The sequence below is a fragment of the Ruegeria sp. BHSB196 genome (assembly GCF_059613135.1).
The window spans coordinates 62960-88871 of the sequence record NZ_JBXWRY010000007.1; the positions used below are offsets into that span (position 1 = coordinate 62960).

Consider the following 25912-nt stretch of genomic DNA (forward strand, 5'->3'; position numbering starts at 1 on the left):
GACAAGGAGAAGGGCATGGCGGCGTTGGACCAGACCCAGGTCAAGGAAGGTGTCGATCAGGAAACCGTGGATGCGGTGCGAGAGGTCGGAACCTACAAGTACGGCTGGGAGACCGAGATCGAAATGGAATACGCGCCCAAGGGCGTGAACCCGGACATCGTCCGGCTGATCTCGGAAAAGAATGGCGAGCCCGAGTGGATGACCGACTGGCGCCTGGCGGCCTTCGACCGCTGGACCCAGATGCAGGAGCCCAAATGGGCGATGGTTCACTATCCCGCTATCGATTTTCAGGACCAGTATTACTACGCTCGGCCCAAGTCGATGGAGGAAAAGCCCAAATCGCTGGACGAGGTCGATCCAAAGCTGCTTGCGACCTATGAAAAGCTGGGCATCCCGTTGAAGGAACAGATGATCCTGGCCGGAGTCGAAGGGGCCGAGGCCGCGCCGGCCGAAGGCCGCAAGGTGGCCGTGGACGCGGTGTTCGACTCGGTGTCGTTGGGCACCACCTTTCAGGACGAGTTGAAAAAACACGGCGTGATCTTCTGTTCGATCTCGGAGGCGATCAAGGAACACCCCGAACTGGTCAAGAAATACCTCGGTTCGGTGGTTCCGGTGTCGGACAATTTCTACGCCACGCTGAACTCGGCCGTGTTCTCGGACGGCTCGTTTGTCTATGTGCCGCCCGGCGTGCGCTGCCCGATGGAACTGAGCACCTATTTTCGCATCAACGCGGAAAACACGGGTCAGTTCGAACGGACGCTGATCATCGCCGACAAGGGCTCTTACGTGTCCTATCTGGAAGGCTGCACCGCGCCCCAGCGCGACACCGCGCAGCTGCACGCGGCGGTGGTGGAGATCATCGTCGAGGAAGACGCCGAGGTGAAATACTCGACCGTCCAGAACTGGTTCCCCGGAGATGAAAAAGGCAAGGGCGGTATCTACAACTTCGTGACCAAGCGCGCCGATTGCCGGGGCGACCGGTCCAAGGTGATGTGGACGCAGGTCGAGACCGGCTCGGCCGTGACCTGGAAATACCCGTCCTGCATCCTGCGCGGCGATGACAGCCAGGGTGAGTTCTACTCGATCGCCATCACCAACAACATGCAGCAGGCCGATACCGGCACCAAGATGATCCATCTGGGCAAGAACACCAAGTCGCGGATCGTGTCCAAGGGCATCAGCGCCGGCAAGGCCCAGAACACCTATCGCGGTCTTGTCTCCATGCATCCCAAGGCGAAGAACTCGCGCAATTATACCCAGTGCGACAGCCTGCTGATCGGGGACAAATGTGGCGCGCATACGGTGCCGTATATCGAAGTGCGCAACAATTCGTCCCGTTGCGAACACGAGGCGACCACGTCGAAGGTGGACGACGACCAGCTTTTCTACTGCCGCCAGCGCGGCATGGACGAAGAAGAGGCGGTCGCGCTTGTGGTCAACGGGTTCTGCAAGGACGTGCTTCAGGCGCTGCCCATGGAATTTGCCATGGAAGCGCAGCAACTGGTTGCGATCTCGCTGGAAGGCTCGGTGGGATAAGTGGCTTCGCGCGGCGTGTACCGCCCGCGCGGTCGAGGAGTGAGAGCGTGACGGTCCAGCCCCTGCAGATGGAGCGCCCCAGGCTGATGTTGCCTGCCGACGAGGCTGACGCCCTGCGTCTGGCCTATGGCGAGGCGCGCGTGATTCTGGAATACGGATCGGGCGGATCGACGGTCATGGCGTCCGAGATGCCGGACACGCACATCACCTCGGTCGAAAGCGACCGGGCATGGGCCGGGCAGGTGCAACGTTGGATCGACGCCCATCCTCCCGCCGAAGGGTCTCGGGTCGAAATCCTCTGGACGGATATTGGACCGACCCGCGATTGGGGCCACCCGGCGTCCGATGCGGACTGGCGGAAGTTTCCGTCCTATGCGCTGGATGTCTGGACCCGGCCGGGTTTTGAGCACCCGGATGTCGTCTATGTCGATGGCCGGTTTCGGATGGGGTGTGCGCTGGCCACGGCCTTCAACATCACGCGGCCCGTGACGCTCATTTTCGACGATTATGCCAACCGAAAATGGCACCAACAGGTCGAGGACTATATCGGAAAGCCCGAGATCATCGGACGGTTCGGGGTATTCGAGGTTCAACCGACACCGGTCCCTGCGGATCGGCTGCGGCAGATCTTTCACTTCATGACGCGATCCTGAATACAGCGGGACGAAAAGGGAATTGGACATGATCGTGACGACGACACCGAATATCGAAGGACACCGGATCACCAAGTATCACGGCGTCGTGGTGGGCGAGGCCATCATGGGGGCCAATGTGGTGCGGGACTTCTTCGCTTCGATCACGGATGTCGTCGGCGGACGCTCGGGCGCCTATGAAAGCAAGCTGCAGGATGCCCGCAACACCGCCATGGACGAAATGCGGGACCACGCCGCGGCGATGGGCGCCAATGCGGTGGTCGGTGTGGACCTGGATTACGAGATCGTCGGGGACACGATGCTGATGGTGTCGGTCAGCGGTACCGCGGTTTCTGTCGGAAAATAGCAACAAGGCACCGCCGCGCAGCCGTTGCGCGGTGTCGGGAACACGGCCTCTGCCACTCGCAAGGCAAGAAAAGACGAGGAAAAAATGCTGGAAATCAAGAATCTGCACGTCAAACTTGAAGAAGAGGACAAGGAGATCCTCAAAGGCGTCGATCTGACGGTCGATGCGGGCAAGGTGCACGCGATCATGGGGCCGAACGGCTCGGGCAAGTCCACGCTCAGCTATGTTCTGTCGGGGCGTGACGGCTATGTAGTGACCGAGGGGACCGCGACCCTGGAAGGCCAGGATCTGCTGGAGCTTGAACCCGAAGAGCGCGCTGCCGCCGGGCTGTTCCTTGCGTTTCAATACCCGGTCGAGATTCCGGGCGTCGGCAACATGACCTTCATGCGGACGGCGGTCAACGCGCAGCGCAAGGCGCGCGGCGAAGAGGAACTGTCGGCGGCCGATTTCCTCAAGACCGTGCGGGCCAAGGCCAAGGCTTTGAAGATCGACGCCGACATGCTCAAGCGGCCGGTCAACGTGGGTTTCTCCGGCGGTGAGAAGAAGCGCAACGAGATTCTGCAGATGGCTCTTCTCGAGCCCAAGATGTGCATTCTGGACGAAACCGACTCGGGCCTGGATGTGGATGCGATGAAGCTGGTGGCGGAAGGCGTGAACGCCTTGCGCGATGCCGGGCGCGGGTTCCTGGTGATCACCCACTACCAGCGCCTGCTGGATCACATCCGCCCGGACGTGGTGCATGTCATGGCTGATGGACGCATCGTGAAGTCGGGCGGACCCGAGCTTGCGCTTCAGGTCGAAAACGACGGTTACGCAGACATTCTGGCCGAGGTGAACTGATGGCGGTCCCCGAAGTGAAACAATCCGCCACCGAGGCCCGGTTGGCGGTCCTGAAACAGCCCGAGGCCGGCTGCACGAAGGAGGCGCGGCAGGCTGCGCTGGCGCGTGTTCGCGAACTGGGGCTTCCGGGCCGACGGGACGAGTATTGGAAATACACGCGTCCGGACACGCTGATCTCGCCCGATGCGCCCAAGGCGGCCCTGTTCGACGCGGACGAACCGATGATGTTCGACGCCTTTGACAGGCTCAAGATCGTCTTTGTCGATGGCGTTTTCAGCGCCGAGGAATCCGACAACCTTGCGCTGGACGGCGTCCGGATCGACCGACTTGAGGACATCTGCTGCAAGGATATCCACTGGGCCAAGGAGTTGTACGGCGTTCTTGAAGCTAAAGGTCAGCATCCGGTGCCGCGTCCTCTGGCGGCGCTCAACACGGCCTTCGCAACGGATGGCGTCGCGATACACGTAACCGGCAAGCCTTCCAAGCCGATCAGCCTGATCTACCGTCATGAATCGGAAACTTCGGACGTGATCCTGCACCATGTCGTCCGGGTCGAAAGCGGGGCCGAAGTGACCATTCTCGAAAACGGTCCGGCGGCGTCGCGGTTCAACAAGTGCATGGAGATCGACATTGCCGATGGGGGCACCTTGCACCACGTGCGCGCGCAGGGACGCGATCATGAACGCCGCGCCGCGACGCACATGTTCACGCGGCTGGGGCGGAACTCGGTCTACAAATCCTTCACGCTCACGGTGAACGGCGTTCTGACCCGCAACGAGCAGGTGGTCGAACTGACCGGTGACGACGCGGTGGCCCATGTGGCCGGCGCCTGCGTCGGCGATGGCGACTTTCACCATGACGATACCGTTTTCATCACGCATGACGCCGTGAACTGCGAAAGCCGCCAGGTGTTCAAGAAAGTGCTGCGCAACGGTGCCACCGGTGTCTTCCAGGGCAAGATTCTCGTCAAGGAAGGCGCGCAGAAGACGGACGGCTATCAGATCAGCCAGTCGCTGTTGCTGGACGAGGACAGCCAGTTCCTCGCCAAGCCCGAGCTGGAGATCTATGCCGACGACGTGGCCTGCTCGCACGGCTCGACATCCGGGGCGATCGACGAAACCGCGTTGTTCTATCTGCGCGCCCGCGGCGTGCCGCGCAAGGATGCGACCAACATGCTGACCCTGGCCTTCCTGGCCGAGGCGGTGGACGAGATCGAGGATCGGGCACTGGCCGAGGATATCGTCTCGCGTCTCGAAGGCTGGCTGGCCCGGCGCAGCTGATGCCGGTGACGACCGACATAGTGGCCACCTACAGGGGGCCGGGGCGTGTCGTCCGCAGGCTGCTCGACATGGGGCCGCGCGAGGACAGGGCATTGGCGTTCCTGATGGCCTTTTGCGCCATCGCTTTTGTCGCGCAGATGCCAAGCCTGGCCCGCCGCGCCCATCTTGAGGGGCTTGAGCTCAACATGCTTCTGGGCGGGGCGCTGATGGGCTCGCTGTTCATCCTGCCGCTGTGCTTATACGTTCTGGCCTGGCTCTCGCATCTGGGCGCGCGCCTGGTCGGCGGTGCCGGAACCTCCTACGGGGCGCGGCTGGCCTTGTTCTGGGCGCTGCTGGCCTCGACGCCGCTGGTGCTGTTGAACGGTCTGATCGCCGGATTCATCGGCCCCGGTCCGGCCCTGAGTGTCGTCGGGCTGATTTGGGTTGCGGTCTTCGTCTGGTTCTGGCTATCGGGACTGCGACAGGCAGAAAGGCCCGGCGCATGAACACGACCTATCTGAGCAACCTTGCCGTCCTGACGGTCACCGACCCGGCCGAGGCCGCCCGCCGCCTCATGGCCCTGCGGCTGAACCGCGAGACCCTGTGGGTCGCTCTGGCGCTGGCGGTGGTCCTGAACACAATGCTCCAGGCCGCCTCGAATCTGGTTCTGCCCGTGGTGGACAGCGAGTTGCAGGAGATCTCCGGCTCGTTGATCGTCTATGCTGCCTTCGTCGGTGGCGGTCTGATCCTGACCATCTTCGCCTTCTATCATGTGGGGCGCAGGATGGGGGGCACCGCATCGTTCGACGACATGATGGTGCTCATGATCTGGGTTCAATACCTCAAGGTCGCCATACAGGCGGCGGGCCTGATCCTGTTGCTGACCGTTCCGCTGCTTTCGGTCCTGTTGGCGGTCGCGTCGTTCCTGCTGGGGCTCTACATCACCGTCCACTTCATCGACCAGGCTCACAGGCTGGGCTCGCTGGCCAGGGCTGTCGGCGTGCTGGTGCTGTCGGCGCTGGCCATTGCCGTCATTCTCATCGTCCTGCTGTCCCTTGTCGGGGGGCCAATTCCGGGATCCACCGCGCATGTATGACGTTCACAAGATCCGAGCCGACTTCCCCATTCTGTCCCGCATGGTCAACGGACAACCGCTGACCTATCTCGACAATGGCGCCTCGGCGCAGAAACCCCAGGCCGTCATCGATGCCGTGACGACTGCTTATGCCGAGGAGTATTCCAACGTCCACCGCGGGCTGCATTTCCTCTCGAATCTGGCAACCGAAAAGTACGAATCGGTGCGCGGAACCATCGCCCGGTTTCTCGGTGCGGCAGATGAGACCGAAATTGTTCTGAACTCGGGCACGACCGAGGGTATCAACCTTGTCGCCTATGGCTGGGCGATGCCGCGGTTGCAGGCGGGGGACGAGATCGTTCTGAGCGTCATGGAGCACCACGCCAACATCGTGCCCTGGCATTTCCTGCGGGAACGTCAGGGGGTGGTGCTGAAATGGGTCGATATCGGTGCCGACGGCGGCCTGGACCCGCAGGCGGTGATCGACGCGATCGGTCCGAAAACGCGGCTCGTGGCGGTGACGCATTGCTCGAACGTGCTGGGCACCGTCGTCGATGTGAAATCCATCACCGAAGGCGCACATGCCAAGGGTGTCCCGGTACTTGTGGATGGCAGCCAGGCGGCGGTCCACATGCCGGTGGACGTGCAGGACATCGGCTGCGATTTCTACGCGATCACCGGGCACAAGCTCTATGGCCCCTCGGCGTCGGGTGCGATCTACATCAGATCCGAACGCATGGCGGAAATGCGCCCCTTCATCGGCGGCGGGGACATGATCAAGGAAGTCTCCAAGGACGAAGTCATCTACAACGACCCGCCGATGAAGTTCGAGGCCGGCACGCCGGGCATCGTGCAGATCATCGGATTGGGTGCGGCTCTGGACTACATGATGGGCCTGGGGATGGAAAACATCGCCGCGCATGAGGCGGGACTACGCGACTACGCGATGGAGCGTCTGACCGGGCTCAACTGGCTGCAGGTTCAGGGCACGCGCCCGGACAAGGCTGCCATCTTCAGCTTCACCCTGGACGGGGCCGGGCATGCCCATGACGTATCGACCATTCTCGACAAGAAAGGCGTTGCGGTCAGGGCCGGGCACCACTGTGCCGGGCCGCTGATGGACCACCTCGGCGTGACCGCCACCTGCCGCGCGAGTTTCGGGCTCTACAACACCCGTGACGAGGTCGATACCCTGATCGAAGCCCTGGAACTCGCTCACGATCTGTTTGCCTGATCCGGCCCCGGTGTTGCCCGTTCGGGAGGAGGCGCCCGGTGCTCGGTGTGCGGGAATTTGATGTTGCACCGGGATCGGAACAAGGTTAGCTAACGGCGCAGGCACCTGTAGCTCAGCTGGATAGAGCGCTGCCCTCCGAAGGCAGAGGCCAGAGGTTCGAATCCTCTCAGGTGCGCCATCTCGGCCAAGTGCCTGGGCGGCGATCGCAGTAACTCACGACCTCTCCTCGCTTTCCGCGTCGGCGTTCCCCTGGGGCGCTTTCATCGCGCGCTGGTAGGCGTCGGTCAAGTCCGCCGCCGAGGCAAAGAACATATTCTCTCCGACCAGCGCGGTCACGCCGTACCGGTCCAGTTCCTTCCGTGCCGCCGGCGAGACCAGCAGAAAGGCCAGCTTCACTCCGCGACCCCTCAGCATTTCGATGGCCGAACGCAGCGCGTAGCCTGCGGAAAAATCGATATCGTCCACGGCGGATGCATCGACGCAGAACCAGCGCAGGCCAGGGCGCTGCGACAGCGTTGCGACTTCGTTCGCCAGGACTTCCGCGTTGGCATAGTACATGCCGTGCGAGAACCGGTAGATCAGCAACCCCGGCAGGAACTCGGCCGGGTCCGAAACGGGTTTCGTGTGCCAGCCGCCCGTGTCGTCCTTGACGATGACGGTATTGCGGGGGTGGTATCCTCGCCGCGTATGGTCGATCAGCGACAGGATCATCGCAAAGACGATGCCCTGTTCCACCCCCAGCAGAACCACGACCACCGCCGTGGCCAGGGCGACCCAGAATTCGGAACGCGCCTTGGCATGGATGTCGCGCATCCCCTTCAGATCGATCAGGTTGATCCCGATGAGAAAGACGATCGCGGACAGGGCGGCGCTCGGCATATGGGCCAGCGGGCCGGTCAGGAACAGGATGACGACCAGCACGACCACCACGGTCGTGAGCTGCGCAAGCTGGCTGCGCCCCCCGGCGCTGTCCACCATCTCGGTCTTGGTCGGGCTGCCGTTGACCACGAAGGTACCGGAAAACGCCGCGCCGAGATTGGCCAGCCCGAGGCCGACAAGGTCGGAATTCTCGCTGAAACGCTCCTCGTAGCGGGCGGCGTAGGCGCGCGAGGTGGCGGCGCTCTGGGCAAGGATCACCACGAAAATGGACAGGGCGGTGGGCAGGAGCTGCCAGATCAAATGAAAGCTCCAGTCCACCTCGGGAATGGCCAGGCTCGGCAGTCCGCTCGGGATCTCGCCCAGCACCTTGATGCCGCGGCTCTGGAAATCGAACGCCCAGCTGAGCGCAATCACGCCAAGAACCGCGAACAGTGGACCGGGCAGGCGCTTTGAAACGCGCCGGCACCCGATCACCACGGCCAGGACCGCCAGCGCGACCCCAAGCGTCGGCAGATGAAACCGGTCGATCGTTCCCGCGAGTCCTTCCAGCTTGGCAATGACGCCATGCCCCGCGACCTCGATTCCCAGCAACCCCGGCAATTCGCCGATGGCAACCTGTATCCCGACCCCGGTCAGAAACCCGACCAGCACCGTGCGAGACAGAAAATCCGCTAGAAACCCAAGCCCCACCAGCCGGGCTGCAATCAAAAAGCCCGCCGCCATCAGCGCCAGAAGCGAGGCCAGCGCCAGATATTCCGAGGAACCGGTGGCCGCCATTCCCGCCAGGGCAGAGGCCGTGATCGCAGCCGTGGCGGAATCCGCCCCGACCACTAGGTGCCGCGACGACCCGAAGATGGCGAACAGCGCCATCGGTATCAGGATGGTGTAGAGCCCGGTCACGACCGGCGTTCCCGCGATCTTGGTATAGCCCATGACTTCGGGGATCGCGAGGCTGGCGAAGGTGAGGCCGGCAAGGATCTCGGTCGGAATTCGCCCGCGCTCGATGGGCAAAACGCCCTGCAGGATCGGCGTGAATGGCTTGGCCCGGTTGTCCCTCGTCCCTGACATTCAGCCCGCCCGCGAGATCCGGTTCAATTCGGCCGCACCGATCATGTCGCCCCCTCCAGCCCGTCCTTCTCGGCCTGGTGGTACTTCTTGCGGATCTCGTCGATATCGACGGTGGGCGCGGGAAACTCCATGCCCAAGCTTTCCATGTATTCCGAGACGATGCGCGAAATGGCAAGATTGCGGAACCACTTGTGGTTGGCCGGAATGACGAACCAGGGCGCGTGGTCGGTGCTGCATCTGCTCAGGGCGGCCTCGAAGGCTTTTGAATAGGCATCCCAATAGGGGCGTTCCGCATAGTCGCCCTCACTGATCTTCCAATGCCGGGCCGGATCGTCGATCCGTTCCTTGAACCGGCGCAGCTGTTCTTCGGGGCTGATGTGAAGAAAGAACTTCAGAACATGCGTTCCGTTGTCATGCAGCAGCCTTTCGAAAGCGTTGATGTGTTCGTATCGCTGGCTCCAAACGTCTTCGGGGACAAGGTCGTGCACCCGCACGACAAGCACATCCTCGTAGTGCGACCGGTTGAAGATCGCGACCTGGCCCTTGACCGGCGTGGCCTTGTGGTAGCGCCACAGGAAATCATGCGCGGCCTCTTCCTCCGACGGAACCTTGAAGCCGCTGACGGCGCATCCCTGCGGATTCATGGCGGCCAGCACGTGGTTGATCGTCCCATCCTTCCCGGCGGCATCGGGCCCTTGCAGGCAGATCAGCAACGAGCGTTTCTTTTCTGCATACATCAGGTACTGCAGCGCGCCGAGTTTCTGCGAATAGGATTCGATTTCCGGCAAGGCGTGGGCATGGCTTTCATGCTTGTCCTTGAAACCTGGATCGATGGCGCCAAGATCGACCTTGCTGCCCGGCTTGACGCGGAATGTGTTGAAGTAATGCATGGCCTGTGCCTCTGTCTGTGATGTCACGCCATTGCCTGCGCCCACCTGAGCCTGCGGAACATGGCAAGTTTCACCTGATCCAGCACGACCAGCCAGATCAGCATGTAGATCCAGACCAGCGCGATGACCGTCCACGGGATCTGCGTGACGAACCAGCCGAAGCCGCAGAGCAATACCGCCAAAAGCTGCGTGCCCAGCACGGCAAGCAACAGCGGCCGTGCCGGCCAGGGCCGGCTGTAGAACGGCCCGCGCGACCGGACCACGAACAGCAGCAGGTGCCCGCCCGCGGCCAGTTGCAGGAACAGCGCCGTCTGAACCTGATCTCTGGTCAGCGCGATCCAGGATTGCCACGCGGGGTTGTCCAGCCACTCCATGCCGATCAGCAACAGCCCAAAGGTCTGCACGACCGACAACACCCCCATCAGGCTGGCCCCGAAAAGAATGCGCCGCATATCCCAACGCACCGGGGATTTGGGCAGATCGGTATTGTCATAGGCAATCGTCATGATCGGCACGTCGTCCAGCAGCGCCAGCATGATGATCATGATCGGCGTCAGCGGCGAAAACCCGAACACCACCGTCGCCAGCACCACGACGAACATGATGTCGAGCGTCATGGCGACGCGATAGACGATGTAGTTGACGATGCGTTCGAAGATCTGCCGCGCCTCCTCGATGGCGTCGATGATCGTGGACAGGCCGGGCGCCGTCAGGATCAGGGCGGCGGCGGCGCGGGCTGCGTCGGTTGCGCCGCTCACCGCGATGCCGCAATCGGCCTGCTTCAACGCCGGCGCGTCGTTGACGCCGTCGCCGGTCATGGCGACGACGTGGCCGCGGTCCTGCAAGGCCTTGACGATGGCGTATTTGTGCTCGGGGAAGACGCGGGCGAACCCGTCCGCCTTTTCGACGCATTCGGTCACCCGCGCCGGCAGGTGATCCATGTCCATGCCGTCGGTGAACAGATCGGATGCGGCCTGCAGATGCGTTCCCATCCCGAGTTCGCCGGAAATCTCGTTGCCGATGGCGACATCGTCCCCGGTCACCATCTTGACCTGAAGGCCATGCGCCTTGGCTTGCTGGATGGTTTGCCTGGAATCGTCGCGCGGCGGATCGTACATCGACAGAATGCCAAGGAAATGCCAGCTGGCGCCGTTGTCGTCCGACCGGGCCACCCCCAGCGCACGCATTCCTTTCGCGGCCAGCTCGGCCACCGCCTGTTCGGCCTTTTCCTTGGCGGCGGGGGCTATCGTGGCCATGTCCAGAACGATCTGCGGCGCGCCCTTGGTGTAGGTCTTGGAATGCCCCTGGGGGTCCGTGACCTGCGCTTCGGTCCGTTTCGAGACAGGATCGAAGGGCACGAATTTGGTCTGGTCATACGTTTTCAGAATGTCCGCGCTCTGCAATCCATTGATCACGACCGCGTCGATGGGATCGTCGCCATCGGCATGAGAGGCGAGCGCACCGGCCAGGATCAGATCCTGCGCGTCCTTGGCCTCGAACAGCACGGGATCGCCCAGGCTCAGCTGGTTCTTGGTCAGCGTGCCGGTCTTGTCCGAGCAGAGGACGTCGACGCCCGCAAGCTCCTCGATGGCTTCCAGGCGCGAGACGATGGCCTTCTTCCTCGACAGGTTCATCGCGCCCAGCGCGTTGGTCACGGTCATCACCGTGGGCATGGCGACCGGGATCGAGGCGATCAGCAGGGCCAGAACGGTGCGCAGAATGTCCGCCGCCGCCGACCAATGCCAGGCGTGTTCGACCACGATCCTCTGGTAGACTTCCGAGCCGACCAGAATGACCGCCAGGATCAGCGACAGGACGATCAGGAAATCGCCGATATGGGCCACGGCCTTTTGCGAATGGGACATGCCGGCACCGGCGCCCGCCACCAGGCTTGCGGTGCGACCAAAGAACGTGTCGTTGCCGGTGCCGATGACGACGGCCGTCATCTCGCCCTTCTTGGCGATGCTGCCGGAATAGCCGACATCTCCGACCTTTTTGGCGACCGGCAGCGACTCTCCCGTCAGCGCGGCCTGATCGATGCTGACATATTCGCCCTCGACGAAGCGCACATCGGCCGGAACCACATCGCCGAGTTTGACGCGGACGATGTCGCCCGGCACGATCTCGGCCGCGTCGATCCGCGCGAAACTGCCGTCCCGCTTGACATCCGCCTTGGGCGCCATCCCGGCCTTGAGCGCGGCCAGTGCATCGGCGGCCTTGCGCTCCTGCCAGAACCCTGACACCGCGTTGTAGATCAACAGCACCATGATGATGCTGAAATCGGCCCAATGTCCGATCAGCGCCGACAGGACCGCCGCGATCTCGATCATCCACGGGATTGGCCCCCAGAAATACCGCGCAAACCGCTGAAGGTCGCTGAGCTGTTTTTCCGCAAGTTCGTTGCGCCCGTATTTGGCGAGCCGGGCCTTGGCCTCGGCGCCGCTCAGACCGTCCGGGGAACATTCCAGGGTTTCGTAGACCGAGTCGAGCGCGGCTTTTTCAAGACTGCCTCCACCGTCCTTCTGCGGCGTTTGCTGGGTGTTCGCCATGACGCTCGGCCTCTTGCTTTCGATGGATCGACGCAATGGATGCCGAACCAGTAAAGCATAAAAGGCAGATTTGGCGGGGATTTTTTGTCGGACAGGGCGATGGGCGAACACGGCCATCGAGCGGAGACCGTCGAAATGCGGGGGCTGCGATTTCGGACCATCGTCCGCTGCCGAAGGGCAAAGGCGGGTCAGGACTGCGGGACAGGAAAGCCAGTGTACATCGCCAATCCCCGGCCCGTTGGCGCGGGGATTGCAGGGACGTGTTTGTGATGCGTCGGTGTCGTCAGCCGCCCCAGCTGCGGACCTCGCCGCAATCCATATGCACGAAGTTCGAACGCGAATACCGCCCGACGCCGCCCGCGCGGCAGGCCATCGCCGCCTTGGCCAACTGGCCGACGGAACGCGACGACAGTCGGAGATCGGCCGCCTGACCCTTCATGTGCAAAGAGTTCCGGGCCACACCGCGCGACCGCGAGCGCAGCATCGCATTGGTTTGCGGGCTGCGATATCCGGACAGGAGCATGTAGGGTTCGCTCACGTCCAAAAGGTTGTGCGCCGCCGCCATGATGTCGACGGTGCGCAGATCCATGGATTTCACCTGATCCGTGCGCCAATCGCGCATGAAATGGTTGATCTCTGCCACGGCGTCCTTGATGTAGTCGCCATCAACCCAATAGATCATGTCCAGCCGTTCGCCGGTCCGGCCGGAATACATCCGAATGCGCCGGATGTCGCCGCCGCCCCTCAGAAATCCAGCCGCCTTGGAGAACGTTGGCGCCGCCGAAATGGCGGTCGCCGCGAAGGCACCCAACAAAGCACGCCTTGATAAGCCCGTAGAGCCGATTTTTGTCATTTACTGCTTCGTCCCGTACATTTCCTGCCTGCGCACGATGTTACGCGCACTTTTTTGACAATTGCTTCCATCCCCAGATGCCGGTTTTATGGCACAGTCGGATTCGTCGGCCAAGAATTGTTTCGGGTGCATCTTTTCAAGGGGAAGTTTTCGGCAATTTTTTGCGCAGATGATACAGGGTGCCGCATTTTTGACACAATTCCCGGCCGTGCGGCGGCCCATCATCCGATGCAACGCGGCATCAGGCATCGCCTTTGACGTGATTTTTCGTTTTTGTGAATGGACATTTGCCATGTCTTCTTCTGACAATCGTACGGCCAGAAACAACCAGTTCCGTTTTTTGATGTCCAAGGTTCTTCCAATGATTTTTTCCGGTCAACGTCTCCGGCGCGCCCTCGCAACAGCTGTTCTTGTCACCGTCGCGGCGGTTTTTTCCTCGGCCGCGCAGGTATCCGCCCAGAGCGTCGCCTTCAAACAGGCGGTCGCCGAAGCCGTCCTGGACCAGAAGGATATCGCGGCGTTCTATCGCGAAACCGGATACGACCCTATCTGGACCGGACAAGGGCCCGAGCAGGCGGCCCGGCGCGCGGCGCTGATCCGGGCGCTTTCCACGGCGGATCTGCACGGCCTGCCGGTCGAACGGTATGACGTGGGCGACCTGATGCGTCAGGTGCAGGACGCCAAGACCCTGCGCGATCTGGGGCGGGTCGAAGCGGAACTGAGCCGGACCTTCGTGAAATATGCCAGGGACGTGCAGACCGGCCTGCTGACTCCCTCCGCCATCGACAAGGGCATGGTGCGCACGGTCGAGCGTCGCCCGGCCACCGCGTATCTGCGTGAAATCTCCCGGTCCGACGCGCGGTCCTATCTCGCGTCGCTGGCGCCGGACACGCTGCAATATCGGGCCTTGCAGAAACACAAGCTGTATCTCGAGGATCTGCTGCTGTCCGGCGGATGGGGCGCGACCGTTCCGGTGCGCAAGATGGAGCGGGGCGACAGCGGCCCGGATGTGGTCCGCCTGCGCAACCGTCTTGTCGCCATGAATTTCATGAAGCCCAGTGCCAGCCCGCGCTACGACGACCGGTTGCGCGATGCGGTCATGGCCTTTCAGCAGGCCCATGGCCTGGAAGCCGACGGTGTGGCCGGAAAGGAGACCATTGCCGAGATCAACAAGTCGGTGGTCGACCGGCTGCATTCGGTCATCGTTGCGATGGAGCGCGAACGCTGGTTGCCGCGCGATCGCGGCGGGCGGCACGTTCTGGTGAACCAGACCGATTTCTCGGCCAAGATCGTGGATGACGGGCGCGTCACCTTCGAGACTCGGGCGGTGATCGGCAAGAACACCCATGACCGCCAAAGCCCCGAGTTCTCGGACCAGATGGAGCACATGGTCATCAACCCGAGCTGGTATGTCCCGCGTTCGATCATCACCAAGGAATACCTGCCGAAACTGCGCGCCAACCCGCACGCCGTCGGCCATATCGAGATCACCGACAGCCGCGGCCGCAGGGTCAATCGCGGCGCTGTGGATTTCAGCCAGTTCTCGGCCCGGAGCTTTCCCTTTGCCATGCGTCAGCCGCCGGGCAAGAGCAACGCGCTGGGTCTGGTGAAGTTCATGTTCCCCAACGAACACAATATCTATCTTCACGACACGCCCCACAAGAACCTGTTCGCCAAGCAGGTGCGCGCCTTTTCGCATGGCTGCATCCGGCTGGCCGATCCTTTCGACTTCGCCTATGCGCTGCTGGCGCGGCAGGAGGAGAATCCCAAGGACTTCTTTCACCGGGTGCTCAACACCGGGCGCGAGACCACCGTACCGCTGGCGGAACCCGTCCCGGTTCATCTGATCTACCGCACCGCCTACATCGGACCCAAGGGCCAGGTTCAGTACCGCCGCGACGTTTACGGGCGTGACCGGAAAGTGTGGAATGCACTGGAAAAGGCAGGGGTGGCCCTGCCGGCGGTTCGGAGTTAATCACGTGGGGCAAATCCATTCCTCGGGAGCCCCACATGCAGTTCACCGTCCGACAGATCGCCGAGGCCCTGAAGGCCGAGGCTGACGGAAACCTGGATCTGACCATTCTGCGCGCGGCCGAACCGGGCGACGCCGGTCCGACGGATCTGGCCATGGCCATGTCGCCGAAATATGCCGACAGCCTGAACGAGGGCCACGCCCGCGCCGCCATCGTGTGGCCGGACGCGGACTGGCGGGCCATGGGACTCGAGGCGGCCATCTTCGCGCCGCGCCCGCGCATGGCCATGGCCGGTGTCACGGTCATGCTGGACCGGGGGCAGGGGGTGCAGCCCGGCATCCACCCCTCGGCGGTCGTCGATCCCACCGCCGAGATCGGGGCCGATGTCGCCATCGGAGCCTTGGCCGTCATCGGCCCGCGCGCCCGAATCGGGGCCGGATCGGTGATCGGCCCGCAGTGTTGCGTCGGCATGGACGTGACGCTGGGGGAAAGGACGGTCCTGCGCGAGATGGTCAGCATCGGCGCCCGCTCGGTGATCGGGGACCGGTTCGTCGCCCAGCCCGGTGCGCGGATCGGCGGCGACGGCTTCAGCTTCGTCACGCCCGAAGTGTCGGGTGTCGAGAACGTGCGCAAGACCCTGGGCGATCAGGGAGATGCCAAGGCGCAAAGCTGGTTGCGCATTCACTCGCTGGGGGCCGTCGAGATCGGTGACGATGTCGAAGTCGGCGCGAACAGCACCATCGACAATGGTACAATCCGGAACACCCGTATCGGCAACGGTACCAAATTGGACAATCTGGTCCATGTCGGCCACAACACGCGGGTCGGGCGCGACTGTCTGCTGTGCGGGCAGACCGGCATCTCGGGGTCGGTCGAGATCGGCAACAACGTGGTTCTGGGCGGGCAGACCGGCGTCGTGGACAACATCTTCATCGGCGACGGGGTGATTTCAGGCGGCGGCACCAAGATCCTCTCCAACGTCCCGGCCGGCCGCGTTATTCTTGGCTATCCCGGCATCAAGATGGAAAGCCACACCGAGATTTACAAGGCGCTGCGCCGCCTGCCGCGCATGGCCCGTGACGTAGAGGTTCTGAAAAAGGCGGTTTTCAAACAGCCTCCGAGCGATTAAATCACCCCCAAAGCGACAGTCAGGGGACGAACATGAGCATCAGCGATCGCGTCATCGCAATCATCGCAGAGCAGGCCGTGCTGGAGCCATCCGATGTGACGCCCGAAAGCAAGCTTGAGGATCTGGGCATCGACAGTCTGGGTCTGGTCGAAAGCATCTTCGCCATCGAGGAAGAGTTCGACATCTCGATCCCCTTCAACGCCAACGAACCGACCGCCAGCGATTTCGACATCTCGAACGTGGCGGCGATCATTGCGGGCATTGAAAAACTGGTGGCGGAAAAGGTCTGACGACGATCATGAAGCGCGTCGTCATTACCGGGGCCGGAACCATCAATTCCCTTGGTCACTCGGTCCCCGAAACACTCGAAGCCATGCGCGAGGGCCGCTGCGGCATTGGCGAGCTGGATTTTCGCGATGTCGAGCGGCTGTCGATCCGGATCGGCGGTCAGGTGCGCGGGTTCGGGGCCGAAGGCCGGTTCAATCGCCAGCAGATGACGCTTTATGACCGGTTCACGCAATTCACGCTGACGGCTGCAAAGGAAGCCATCGAGCAGTCGGGAATCGAGTTCCACGGCGATCTCGCCGCGAGATCGGGCGTGGTTCTGGGGACCGCGGGCGGCGGGGTTTCGACCTGGGACGACAACTACCGTTCGGTCTATGAAGATGGAAAGAACCGGATTCATCCGTTTGTCGTGCCGAAACTGATGAACAACGCGGCGGCCAGCCACGTTTCGATGGAATACAATCTCAAGGGGCCCAGCTTTACCGTCTCGACGGCCTGCGCCTCGTCCAACCACGCCATGGCCCTTGCCTTTCAGATGGTGCGCAGCGGTGCGGCTCCGGCGATGGTGACGGGCGGTTCGGAATCGATGCTGTGCTTCGGCGGCGTCAAGGCGTGGGAGGGTCTGCGCGTCATGTCCAAGGACGCCTGCCGCCCGTTCAGCGCCAACCGCAACGGCATGGTGCAGGGCGAGGGCGCGGGGGTCTTCATCTTCGAGGAGTTCGAGCGCGCCCGCGCGCGCGGTGCCGACATCCTGTGCGAAGTTGTGGGTTTTGCGATGACTTCGGACGCCGCCGACATCGTGATGCCCAGCAAGCAAGGGGCGGCACGTGCCATGGCCGGGGCTTTGGCGGATGCCCGGATCGACGCCAGCGAAGTCGGGTACATCAACGCCCATGGCACGGGAACGGCCGCAAACGACAAGACCGAATGCGCCGCCGTCGCGGATGTGTTCGGGCCACATGCGGATGACCTGATGATTTCATCCACCAAATCGATGCACGGTCACCTGATCGGCGGCACCGGGGCGGTCGAGTTGCTGGCCTGCATCATGGCGCTGCGCGATGGCATCATCGCTCCGACCATCGGATATGAAGAACCCGATCCCGAATGCGCTCTGGATGTCGTTCCGAACGAAGCGCGCGAGGCCAAGGTGGATGTGACCTTGAGCAATGCGTTTGCCTTTGGCGGATTGAACGCCGTGCTTGCCTTGCGCAAAGTGTGATCCAGCAAAAACGCGGGGCCGCGGACGGATCGCGCCCACGGCCCGCGCGCGGTTCGATCAGGTTCAGTTGGTGACGACATCCACCACGTCGTAGCCGGCCGTAAACCCGCTCAGCGAAAGATCGAGGCTGATCACCTGATCGGGGGCCGGGGCCGGCACCAGGGAAATCGTGGCCTTGGCGCCTTTTTTCATGGCATCGACATCCGCCTGGGTCAGCCCGATCTGCGCGACGCATCCGATCGGGTTGCAGAAGGAGTAGTTGTATCGCTTGCCCGGCGCGCCATCGATCGAGATCGTGAGCTGTGCCGGCAGCAGGGTTTCGAGCGGCACGACCACGGTCGCGCCCGCGACGGCGACCTGTCCTTCTTCCAGGCGGAACAGCGAGATTTCGGCCATCGGATTGCCCTGCGGCCCGTTCAGGATCTGCAACAGGGAACAGGGATCCTGATCCGCCTGCGTCTTGATGCAGGCCAGATCCCAATCGCCGAACTTTTCCTTGGAATAGCGCTGGCCCAATTGCGGCTCATCGCCGGCAGGCTGTCCGAGATCGAGAATTTCGTCGGCTGTCTGCCCGGTCTGCTCAGTGGTTTCTTCCGGCTGGGATGTCGCCTCGCCGGTTTGTTGAGCGGATGCGATACCCGCGCAAGCGGCAAGTGCAGCCGCGCTCAGCGGGAACAGGTTCTTGAACATGAATGCCTCATACTGTGTGGTTCAGGTTTTGGCCCCGTCTACCACGCCTGCACCACAGTGTCAGTCGCTATCGGGCGCTGAGGTCGGAATGTGATCGGAATTCCGCCGTTGCGGTCGCGCAGTGGATCGGAAACGAGAAAAGGGAGCCGTATCGTCGGCTCCCTCTCCGAATTTTGTCTCCCCGTCGGACTGGCCGACTTAGTTATGTCGCAGACGTTACGAAAGGGATCGCCACGGGTCAACAGCTATCCAAACAAATTTTTGCGTTCGGGTATCGGTTTGTAATCAAATGATAAGTTGTCATGTTCACGAAAAATGCCGTGCCCGAAGGCACGGCCAGTCGACAGGGAGGAAGACTACCCGCCAAATCCGATAGCGGACCTGCGGATATAGGGACTATCGCAGGCAAAGGTTAACTTTGTATGCTTGCCGGGAAGCGATGGAGATTTGGGGTGTAAGGTCCATGGATGAAACGGTTTTTTTGGGCGGTGCGGGTCAGGATTATCAAGTGCCGCAAGGGCTGGCTCTGAAATACGCCAACCGCCATGGCCTGATCGCGGGGGCCACAGGCACGGGAAAGACGGTGACCCTGCAAATCCTGGCCGAAGGCTTTTCCGACGCCGGCGTGCCGGTATTTCTGGCCGATGTGAAAGGCGACCTGTCCGGCCTGGCGAAATCCGGGTTGCCCGAGCACAAGTTGCATCCGGCCTTCACCGAACGCGCCGAACGCATCGGGTTTTCGAGCTTTTCCTACAAGACCTGCCCGGTCACGTTCTGGGATCTGTTCGGCGAGCAGGGACATCCCGTGCGCACGACCGTGACCGAGATGGGTCCGCTGTTGCTGTCGCGCCTGCTGGAGTTGTCCGACGCGCAGGAGGGGATCCTGAACATCGCCTTCCGGTTGGCGGACGAAGAGGGCATGCCTCTACTGGACCTGAAGGATCTTCAGGCCCTGCTGGTCTGGATCGGCGAGAACAGGGCGGACCTGTCGCTGCGCTACGGCAACATCTCGACCGCCTCCATCGGCGCCATTCAGCGCCGGCTTCTGGTGCTGGACAACCAGGGCGGCACCCGTCTGTTTGGCGAACCCGCGCTGGACCTTGCAGACCTGATGCGCACCGACGCAGCCGGCAAGGGAATGGTCAACATCCTGGCTTCGGACAAGCTGATGGGCGCGCCCCGGCTCTACGCCACGTTCCTGCTGTGGTTGCTGAGCGAGCTGTTCGAGGAACTTCCCGAAGTCGGCGACCCCGACAAACCCAGGCTCGTGTTCTTCTTCGACGAGGCGCATCTTTTGTTCGAGGATGCGCCCAAGGTTCTGGTGGACAAGGTCGAGCAGGTTGCGCGGCTGATCCGGTCCAAGGGAGTGGGTGTTTATTTCATCACGCAAAACCCCGCCGACATCCCCGAGGACATTCTGGGACAGCTCGGCAACCGCATTCAGCATGCCCTGCGGGCCTTCACGGCAAAGGACCGCAAGAACCTGCGGCTTGCGGCCGAAACCTATCGTGAGAACCCGGCTTTCGACACCGAAACCGCGATCCGCGAGGTCGGCGTGGGGGAGGCCGTCACCTCGATGCTGCAAAAGAAAGGCGTGCCGGGCGTCGTCGAGCGGACCCTGATCCGGCCGCCCGAGACGCAACTGGGACCGATCACCGCGGACGAGCGGAAGGCGGTGATGTCGGCATCTGACATGGCCGGTAAATACGATCAGCTTGTCGATCGGAAATCCGCATACGAAATGCTTGCGAAACGCGCCGAAACCGCGGCGGCCGAAGCCGAAAAAGCCGAGGAACAAGCCGAGGCGCAAAGCGCCTTCGACCGGGAATTCTCGGCGGCGCGCCGGTATTCCGGAACCCGCGTCAGCCGCTCGTCATCGCGGCCCGTGCGCCAAAAGGACACCTTTGCATCCGCGTTGTCCGAGGCGGTGATCAAGGAAATGAAGGGCACGACGGGCCGTCGGATCGTCCGGGGCATCCTGGGTGCGCTCTTCAAGGGGCGGTGAACTTGTGATACGCTGATCGTGTTCGGCCCAGTGAGGCCGAACCGCTGCACGACTGAATGACTTCCTAACCACACTACCGGCACGATCCCAATCGGAACGTGTTTTTTCTTCGCGGGTACTTCGCAGGGCGGTCGGCTGCATGCGTTCAACAGGGAAATGGAGAACTCAATGGCCTTTTACATGTTTACCGCCAGCTACAAGCCGGAAGCCATCAAGGCAATGGTCGGAACTCCGCAGGACAGGGGCGAAGCCGTTCGTCCACTGATGCAGGAACTCGGCATCACCCTGCACAGCCTGTTCTTCGCGATGGGCAAGGACGACGTGATTGCGATCATGGAAGCCCCGGATGACGAAACCGCGGTGGCCGGGTCGATGGTCGTGGGGGCCTCCGGTTCGTTCTCAGGCGGCGCGATCACCAAGCTGATGACGACAGCGGATGCGGTAACGTCCATGAAAAAAGCCAAAGCGGCGATGTCAAGCTATGCCGCACCCGGCGGCAGTTGACCGGACGGGGACCATGCCGGCCGTGAGGGCAGCCGGCATGGTGCTCACCTTTCCGGGATCAGTCCGCGCGGGCTGAACCGTAGGACGACCAGCAGGATGACCCCCATGGTCAGCAGGCGCATATGCGCGGCGCTGTCCAGCAGATGCGATTTCAAGGCGCTGCCATCCGGCAGGCCGGTCGTGATCAGTTGCATGATCCACAACCCGATCGGTTCGACCTGCACCCAGAGAAACCAGATCAGCATCGCGCCGAGCACCGCTCCGAAATTGTTGCCCGAGCCGCCCACGATGACCATCACCCAGACGAGAAAGGTGAAGCGCAGCGGTTGGTAGGTGCCGGGCGTCAACTGCCCGTCCAGCGTGGTCATCATCGCGCCGGCAATGCCGCAAATGGCCGAGCCCAGCACGAAGATCTGAAGGTGGCGTCGGGTCACGTCCTTGCCCATCGCCTCGGCCGCGACTTCGTTGTCCCGAATGGCGCGCATCATCCGCCCCCAGGGACTCTTGAGCGCCATCTGCGCCATCCACAACAGGATCAGCAGGACGATCAGGAACAGAATGGAATAGCCGACCTTGACAAATAGCGTCGATGCCGTGACGGGGTCGATGCCAAGCCCCGCCGCCCGTTCGACAAAGCCGGGATCGTTCTGCAGGTCGATCTCGTAGGGAACCGGGCGGGGCAGGCCGATCACGTTCTTGACGCCGCGCGCCAGCCAGTCCTCGTTCTTGAGGACGGCAATGATGATCTCGGCAATCCCCAGCGTCGCAATCGCCAGGTAATCCGACCGCAGGCCCAGCGCGGTCTTGCCGATCAGCCAGGCGGCGCCGGCGGCCAGCAGGCCGCCCGCGGGCCAGGCCAGAAGAACCGGAAGACCCAGGCCGCCGATATTGCCGGCGGCCGCCGGGTTGATCGCCTCGACCGCGGCCACGTTGGGATCGAAGATCGCGCGGTAGATGAAGAACCCGAGTACCAGAACGGCGATCAGGGTAACGGAGCGGGATTTGCCCTTTGGCATTCTCTTGGTGATGAACACCGCCGCCACGACGGTCATCGCCCCCAGAAGCAGCGCCAGGAGGATGCCGTAACCTCCCGATGTCCACGCACCCGGAGTCGGGCCGGCGGACACTAGAACCACGGCCAGCCCGCCAAGCGCGACGAATCCCATGACGCCGACGTTGAACAGGCCCGCAAATCCCCATTGCAGGTTCACGCCGATGGCCATGATCGCCGAAATCAACCCCATGTTCAGGATCAGAATGGCCGAGTTCCAGCTTTGCATGACGCCGGTCAGGATGATCAGCGCACCGACGACGGCAAAGAGAAGAGTGTTTTTCAAAGCCTCGCTCATACCGCTTTCCCCTTGAAGAGCCCGGTGGGTTTGAACAGAAGCACGATCAGCAGGATCACGAAGCTGACGGCGAATTTGTAGTCCGTGGACAAGAGCTGGACGAGGCCCGACGGTTCCAGACCCGCCGGTGCGAGATAGGTCAGAACCTTTTTCCACGCATAGGTGATCGTGACCTCGGAAAAGGCGATGATGAAGCCTCCGGCGATCGCCCCCAGCGGATTGCCGAGACCGCCCACGATGGCGGATGCGAAGATCGGCAGGAGAAGCTGGAAATAGACGAAGGGCTTGAAGCTCTTGTCCAGGCCGTAAAGCACGCCGGCGGTGGTGGCCAGGGCGGCGACGATCAACCAGGTATACATCACCACCCGTTCCGGGTTGATGCCCGACAACAGCGCCAGATCCTCGTTGTCGGAATAGGCGCGCATGGACTTGCCGGTTCGGGTCTTGTTCAAGAACCAGAACAGCAGCGCCACGCAGACCACCGCGACGACGACGGTGATGCCCTGGGTCGTCTTGATCGCCAATCCTTCCTTGAGACCGGTCATCTCCCGGAAGTCGCGCGCGGAGATCAGAAACCGCGTACCATCCGCGAATTTCTGGTCATCCGGGCCGATGATGAACCGGACCAGACCGTTCATGATGAACATGACGCCCATCGAGACGATCACCAGGATGACCGGTTTGGCCTTTTGCTGTCGGTAGAACCGATAGACCAACCGATCCGTGATCAGAACCAGGATCATGCAGCCAAAGATCGCCACGGGAAGCGCGAGCAGGGCGGTCGGCAAGGGGCCGAGACTGGCGCCCGCTGCCTGCAGCCACCAGGTCACGATCACGGCGATCATGGCCCCGAAGGCCATCGTGTCGCCATGGGCGAAGTTCGAAAACCGCAGGATTCCATAGATCAGCGTGACCCCCAGCGCGCCAAGGGCCAACTGACTGCCATATGCGATGGCTGGAACCAGCACGAAATTGGTGAGCGCGACGAGCGCGTTCAGAAAGTCCATCGTTCGGTCGTCTCCTTGCGGATGCCTCGTATACTCGGATTTTTGGGAATGCCGCCGCGTTGCTTCAGCTCAGGACCACAGAACCGAGCCAGCCCGCCGCCCGGCGCACGGCACCTCGCGCCGTCATTCGATCGGTTTGCCTTGGCGAGGCTCAAGAGCTGACCTCCTTGCAGGTGCCGCGATCGTTTCCGGCCCGTGGCCCCCGGATCGAAAGATCGTAGCTCATGTCGGCGAAATTGACGAAGAACGTCATCACGTTCTGGTCGGCAATATGCAGAAAGGCCAGCGATCCCATGCCGCGAAAAACGGTGGCGTCGCCGGACACATCCTTGGTCTCGACGGTTCCCTTGTATTCGTCCTTGTTCTTGTGCAGGCGGATTTCGGTGCCGTTGATATCCGATGTGCAAATGAAATTCCGCTCTTCGGCAACGGCGGATGTGGCCAGAAGGCTTGCGATGGCGGGCAGCACGATTTTCTTCATGTCGGTTCGTTCCTGGGTGCGTCTGCTGATGGATGCCGGCCTGAATTGCCCGGCAGTCCGGTTGCGGGTTCGAGACCGGACCGCGACCCTGTCGCGGCCGGTGGCCGGGTGGGAAGACCCCCGCGGCACATGCCCGCGATAGGAAAGGAATGTGACGGGATTACATCCTATGCTGGACAAATTTCTGATCCCCGTTCCCTTATTTTGCACCCGCTCGCACACCCATGCGTGTCTTGAAAAACAACCGGTTGCCGGTCTTGCGGGCCAATCGTCCCCGCACGGGACGCGATCAGGCGTCCCGTTTCTGCCGCATTCGCCGCGGCCGCCGGATGACACCGGAACCGTCACCCGCCCAGAAACGACTTGCGCACTTCGGGATCGGCCAGAAGCTCCTTGCCGGTCCCGGTATAGGCATTGCGTCCCTGCACCAGAACATACCCCTTGTCCGCGATCTCAAGCGCCTGGCGCGCGTTCTGTTCCACCATCAGGATCGGCAGGCCGGTACGGCTAACCTCGATGATCCGGTCGAACAATTCGTCCATCACGATGGGCGAAACGCCTGCCGTGGGTTCGTCGAGCATCAGAACCTTGGGCTTGGTCATCAGCGCACGGCCCACCGCCACCTGCTGACGCTGGCCGCCCGACAGTTCGCCCGCCGCCTGGTGCCGTTTCTCGCGGAGGATCGGAAACAGGTCATAGACCTGCTCCATCGTGTCGGAATAATCGTCGGTGCGAATGAAGGCCCCCATTTCGAGGTTCTCTTCCACCGTCATCGACGTGAAGATGTTCGACGTCTGCGGGACAAAGCCCATGCCCTTGGCCACGCGGTCCTGCGGGCTGAGATTCGTGATGTCCTCGCCATCCAGGCGGACCGAGCCCGAGCGCACGTCGAGCATTCCGAACACGGCCTTCATCGCCGTCGATTTCCCGGCGCCGTTGGGGCCGACGATCACGGCGATCTCGCCCTTGTCCACCGCGATGGTGCAATCGTGCAGAATGTCCGGACCCTTGCCATAGCCGCCGGTCATCGTGTCGCCGATCAGGAAAGGGCCGCCGCCCCCGACATAGTAGCTTTCGCCGCTGTCGCGATGCGCCGGCGTCATCGTTCCCATGCCTCTGGTATTGGTGATCGTTTCGTCCTTGTTGCCGCGATCGTCGTGATACGGGTTGCCGCTCATGCGCCCGCCTCCAGCTTGTCACGGTTCTTCAGGCCGGTGCCGAGATAGGCTTCGATGACGTGCTCGTTGGCCTTGATTTCCTCCAGCGTGCCTTCGGCCAGAACCTTGCCCTCGGCCATGCAGATCACCGGATCGCAAAGGCGGCCGATGAAGTCCATGTCGTGCTCGATGACGACAAAGGTGTATCCGCGTTCCTTGTTCAGACGCACGATGGCATCGCCGATGGTATTGAGCAGCGTGCGGTTCACACCGGCGCCGACCTCATCCAGAAAGACGATCTTGGCGTCCACCATCATCGTGCGGCCGAGTTCCAGCAGTTTCTTCTGTCCGCCGGAAACCTGGCCGGCCTTGTGATCGGCCAAATGCTCGATGGTCAGAAATTCCAGAACCTCGTCCGCCTTCGCCCGCAGCGCGCGTTCCTCGTCCGCGATGCGCCTGCGCCCGAACCAGGTGTTCCACAGCGATTCCCCGGACTGGCCGCCCGGGACCATCATCAGGTTCTCGCGGCAGGTCATGGTCGAGAATTCATGCGCGATCTGAAAGGTCCGCAGCAGGCCCTTGTGAAACAGCTCATGCGGCGGCAGGCCGGTGATGTCTTCGCCATCCATCGTGACCCTGCCACTGGTCGGCGGCAGAACGCCAGCGATGACGTTGAACAGAGTGGTTTTTCCGGCTCCGTTCGGACCGATCAGCCCGGTAATGGAACCCTTGGCGATTTCCAAAGACGCTCCGTCAACCGCGTGGAAACCGCCGAAATGCTTGTGCACGTCTTCGACGACGATCATGTTTTCCCCTAGCCGCCTTCCATTGTCTTTGCGGCCCTGTTGTTTATTGCCCCATCCCCGTCCGGGGTGCGGCCTTTTGTCATTGAAACGGCCCGGACACAAGGCCCGGGCCGTTCGGAACT

At 62.3% G+C, this 25912-nt stretch carries 25 protein-coding genes and 1 tRNA gene; 15 read left to right on the forward strand and 11 right to left on the reverse strand.

Annotated elements, in window-relative coordinates; translation table 11 throughout:
• Window positions 1-15: 15 nt before the first annotated feature.
• The 9 genes from sufB to AC2FNJ_RS06325 all read left to right on the forward strand — a co-directional run bounded on the left by sufB (window position 16) and on the right by AC2FNJ_RS06325 (window position 7121).
• Complete coding sequence (sufB, locus tag AC2FNJ_RS06285; protein WP_496763297.1) at window positions 16-1536, forward strand: Fe-S cluster assembly protein SufB; 1521 nt, start codon at window positions 16-18, stop codon at window positions 1534-1536.
• A 47-nt stretch (window positions 1537-1583) separates the two neighbouring features.
• A complete protein-coding gene (locus AC2FNJ_RS06290) occupies window positions 1584-2189 on the forward strand; it encodes a hypothetical protein (RefSeq protein WP_496763298.1) in 606 nt (201 codons plus the stop codon).
• Between the two features lie 28 nt (window positions 2190-2217).
• Window positions 2218-2535: a YbjQ family protein gene (locus AC2FNJ_RS06295; protein WP_496763299.1), complete on the forward strand. Its 318-nt coding sequence runs from the start codon at window positions 2218-2220 to the stop codon at window positions 2533-2535.
• Between the two features lie 84 nt (window positions 2536-2619).
• On the forward strand, window positions 2620-3375 hold the full coding sequence (gene sufC / locus AC2FNJ_RS06300) for a Fe-S cluster assembly ATPase SufC (protein ID WP_496763301.1): 756 nt from the start codon (window positions 2620-2622) through the stop codon (window positions 3373-3375).
• Window positions 3375-4655 carry a Fe-S cluster assembly protein SufD gene (gene sufD, locus AC2FNJ_RS06305; RefSeq protein ID WP_496763302.1) on the forward strand — a complete coding sequence of 427 codons (1281 nt, stop codon included), beginning with the start codon at window positions 3375-3377 and terminating at the stop codon, window positions 4653-4655. The genes sufC and sufD overlap by 1 nt, the downstream gene beginning before the upstream one ends.
• The gene (locus AC2FNJ_RS06310; RefSeq protein WP_496763304.1) at window positions 4655-5140 is read left to right on the forward strand and encodes a YIP1 family protein; all 486 of its coding nucleotides are present in this window, start codon (window positions 4655-4657) and stop codon (window positions 5138-5140) included. Before sufD ends, AC2FNJ_RS06310 begins: the two co-directional genes overlap by 1 nt.
• Window positions 5137-5730 carry a YIP1 family protein gene (locus AC2FNJ_RS06315; protein ID WP_496763306.1) on the forward strand — a complete coding sequence of 198 codons (594 nt, stop codon included), beginning with the start codon at window positions 5137-5139 and terminating at the stop codon, window positions 5728-5730. Before AC2FNJ_RS06310 ends, AC2FNJ_RS06315 begins: the two co-directional genes overlap by 4 nt.
• Window positions 5723-6943 (forward strand): cysteine desulfurase, encoded by a 1221-nt coding sequence (locus tag AC2FNJ_RS06320; protein ID WP_496763307.1) that lies wholly within the window; start codon window positions 5723-5725, stop codon window positions 6941-6943. The genes AC2FNJ_RS06315 and AC2FNJ_RS06320 overlap by 8 nt, the downstream gene beginning before the upstream one ends.
• 101 nt (window positions 6944-7044) lie before the next feature.
• Window positions 7045-7121 (forward strand) — tRNA-Arg (locus AC2FNJ_RS06325).
• A gap of 35 nt (window positions 7122-7156) precedes the next feature.
• Here AC2FNJ_RS06325 and AC2FNJ_RS06330 read toward each other — a convergent pair.
• From AC2FNJ_RS06330 to AC2FNJ_RS06350, 5 genes are all read right to left on the reverse strand, one after another.
• Window positions 7157-8890, reverse strand: a complete 1734-nt coding sequence (locus tag AC2FNJ_RS06330) for a SulP family inorganic anion transporter (RefSeq protein ID WP_496763309.1) — start codon at window positions 8888-8890, stop codon at window positions 7157-7159.
• Window positions 8891-8931: 41 nt separating this feature from the next.
• Window positions 8932-9807 carry a polyphosphate kinase 2 family protein gene (locus AC2FNJ_RS06335; RefSeq protein WP_496763310.1) on the reverse strand — a complete coding sequence of 292 codons (876 nt, stop codon included), beginning with the start codon at window positions 9805-9807 and terminating at the stop codon, window positions 8932-8934.
• Window positions 9804-12329 (reverse strand): plasma-membrane proton-efflux P-type ATPase, encoded by a 2526-nt coding sequence (locus AC2FNJ_RS06340; RefSeq protein ID WP_496763311.1) that lies wholly within the window; start codon window positions 12327-12329, stop codon window positions 9804-9806. The genes AC2FNJ_RS06335 and AC2FNJ_RS06340 overlap by 4 nt, the downstream gene beginning before the upstream one ends.
• A 283-nt stretch (window positions 12330-12612) precedes the next feature.
• Window positions 12613-13182, reverse strand: a complete 570-nt coding sequence (gene mepK, locus AC2FNJ_RS06345) for a peptidoglycan L,D-endopeptidase MepK (RefSeq protein ID WP_496763313.1) — start codon at window positions 13180-13182, stop codon at window positions 12613-12615.
• Window positions 13183-13533, reverse strand: a complete 351-nt coding sequence (locus AC2FNJ_RS06350) for a hypothetical protein (protein ID WP_496763315.1) — start codon at window positions 13531-13533, stop codon at window positions 13183-13185.
• A gap of 10 nt (window positions 13534-13543) precedes the next feature.
• Between AC2FNJ_RS06350 and AC2FNJ_RS06355 the strand changes: the two genes are divergently transcribed.
• From AC2FNJ_RS06355 to AC2FNJ_RS06370, 4 genes are read left to right on the forward strand one after another with little or no spacing between them, the layout of a single operon-like run.
• Window positions 13544-15157 carry a L,D-transpeptidase family protein gene (locus tag AC2FNJ_RS06355; RefSeq protein ID WP_496763316.1) on the forward strand — a complete coding sequence of 538 codons (1614 nt, stop codon included), beginning with the start codon at window positions 13544-13546 and terminating at the stop codon, window positions 15155-15157.
• Window positions 15158-15192: 35 nt separating this feature from the next.
• Window positions 15193-16284: a UDP-3-O-(3-hydroxymyristoyl)glucosamine N-acyltransferase gene (gene lpxD / locus AC2FNJ_RS06360; protein ID WP_496763318.1), complete on the forward strand. Its 1092-nt coding sequence runs from the start codon at window positions 15193-15195 to the stop codon at window positions 16282-16284.
• Window positions 16285-16316: 32 nt separating this feature from the next.
• Complete coding sequence (locus AC2FNJ_RS06365) at window positions 16317-16574, forward strand: acyl carrier protein (RefSeq protein WP_496763320.1); 258 nt, start codon at window positions 16317-16319, stop codon at window positions 16572-16574.
• 8 nt (window positions 16575-16582) lie between these two features.
• Complete coding sequence (locus tag AC2FNJ_RS06370) at window positions 16583-17791, forward strand: beta-ketoacyl-[acyl-carrier-protein] synthase family protein (protein ID WP_496763322.1); 1209 nt, start codon at window positions 16583-16585, stop codon at window positions 17789-17791.
• A 63-nt stretch (window positions 17792-17854) separates the two neighbouring features.
• On the opposite strand, the gene AC2FNJ_RS06375 is transcribed toward AC2FNJ_RS06370, so the two are convergent.
• The gene (locus AC2FNJ_RS06375) at window positions 17855-18481 is read right to left on the reverse strand and encodes an invasion associated locus B family protein (protein ID WP_496763323.1); all 627 of its coding nucleotides are present in this window, start codon (window positions 18479-18481) and stop codon (window positions 17855-17857) included.
• Between the two features lie 463 nt (window positions 18482-18944).
• Here AC2FNJ_RS06375 and AC2FNJ_RS06380 point away from each other — a divergent pair, with 463 nt between their 5' ends.
• Window positions 18945-20486, forward strand: a complete 1542-nt coding sequence (locus AC2FNJ_RS06380; RefSeq protein ID WP_496763324.1) for a helicase HerA-like domain-containing protein — start codon at window positions 18945-18947, stop codon at window positions 20484-20486.
• 168 nt (window positions 20487-20654) lie between these two features.
• Window positions 20655-20990, forward strand: coding sequence for a GYD domain-containing protein (locus AC2FNJ_RS06385; RefSeq protein ID WP_496763326.1), 336 nt, complete (start codon window positions 20655-20657; stop codon window positions 20988-20990).
• 44 nt (window positions 20991-21034) lie between these two features.
• On the opposite strand, the gene AC2FNJ_RS06390 is transcribed toward AC2FNJ_RS06385, so the two are convergent.
• The 5 genes from AC2FNJ_RS06390 to AC2FNJ_RS06410 all read right to left on the reverse strand — a co-directional run bounded on the left by AC2FNJ_RS06390 (window position 21035) and on the right by AC2FNJ_RS06410 (window position 25790).
• Entirely contained in the window at window positions 21035-22339 is a 1305-nt protein-coding gene (locus AC2FNJ_RS06390) for a branched-chain amino acid ABC transporter permease (protein WP_496763327.1), read from the reverse strand.
• Window positions 22336-23346: a branched-chain amino acid ABC transporter permease gene (locus AC2FNJ_RS06395; protein WP_496763329.1), complete on the reverse strand. Its 1011-nt coding sequence runs from the start codon at window positions 23344-23346 to the stop codon at window positions 22336-22338. The genes AC2FNJ_RS06390 and AC2FNJ_RS06395 overlap by 4 nt, the downstream gene beginning before the upstream one ends.
• Before the next feature lie 151 nt (window positions 23347-23497).
• Window positions 23498-23827, reverse strand: coding sequence for a hypothetical protein (locus AC2FNJ_RS06400; RefSeq protein ID WP_496763331.1), 330 nt, complete (start codon window positions 23825-23827; stop codon window positions 23498-23500).
• A gap of 344 nt (window positions 23828-24171) precedes the next feature.
• Window positions 24172-25005 (reverse strand): ABC transporter ATP-binding protein, encoded by an 834-nt coding sequence (locus AC2FNJ_RS06405; RefSeq protein ID WP_496763332.1) that lies wholly within the window; start codon window positions 25003-25005, stop codon window positions 24172-24174.
• On the reverse strand, window positions 25002-25790 hold the full coding sequence (locus AC2FNJ_RS06410) for an ABC transporter ATP-binding protein (protein ID WP_496763334.1): 789 nt from the start codon (window positions 25788-25790) through the stop codon (window positions 25002-25004). Before AC2FNJ_RS06410 ends, AC2FNJ_RS06405 begins: the two co-directional genes overlap by 4 nt.
• Window positions 25791-25912 lie beyond the last annotated feature (122 nt).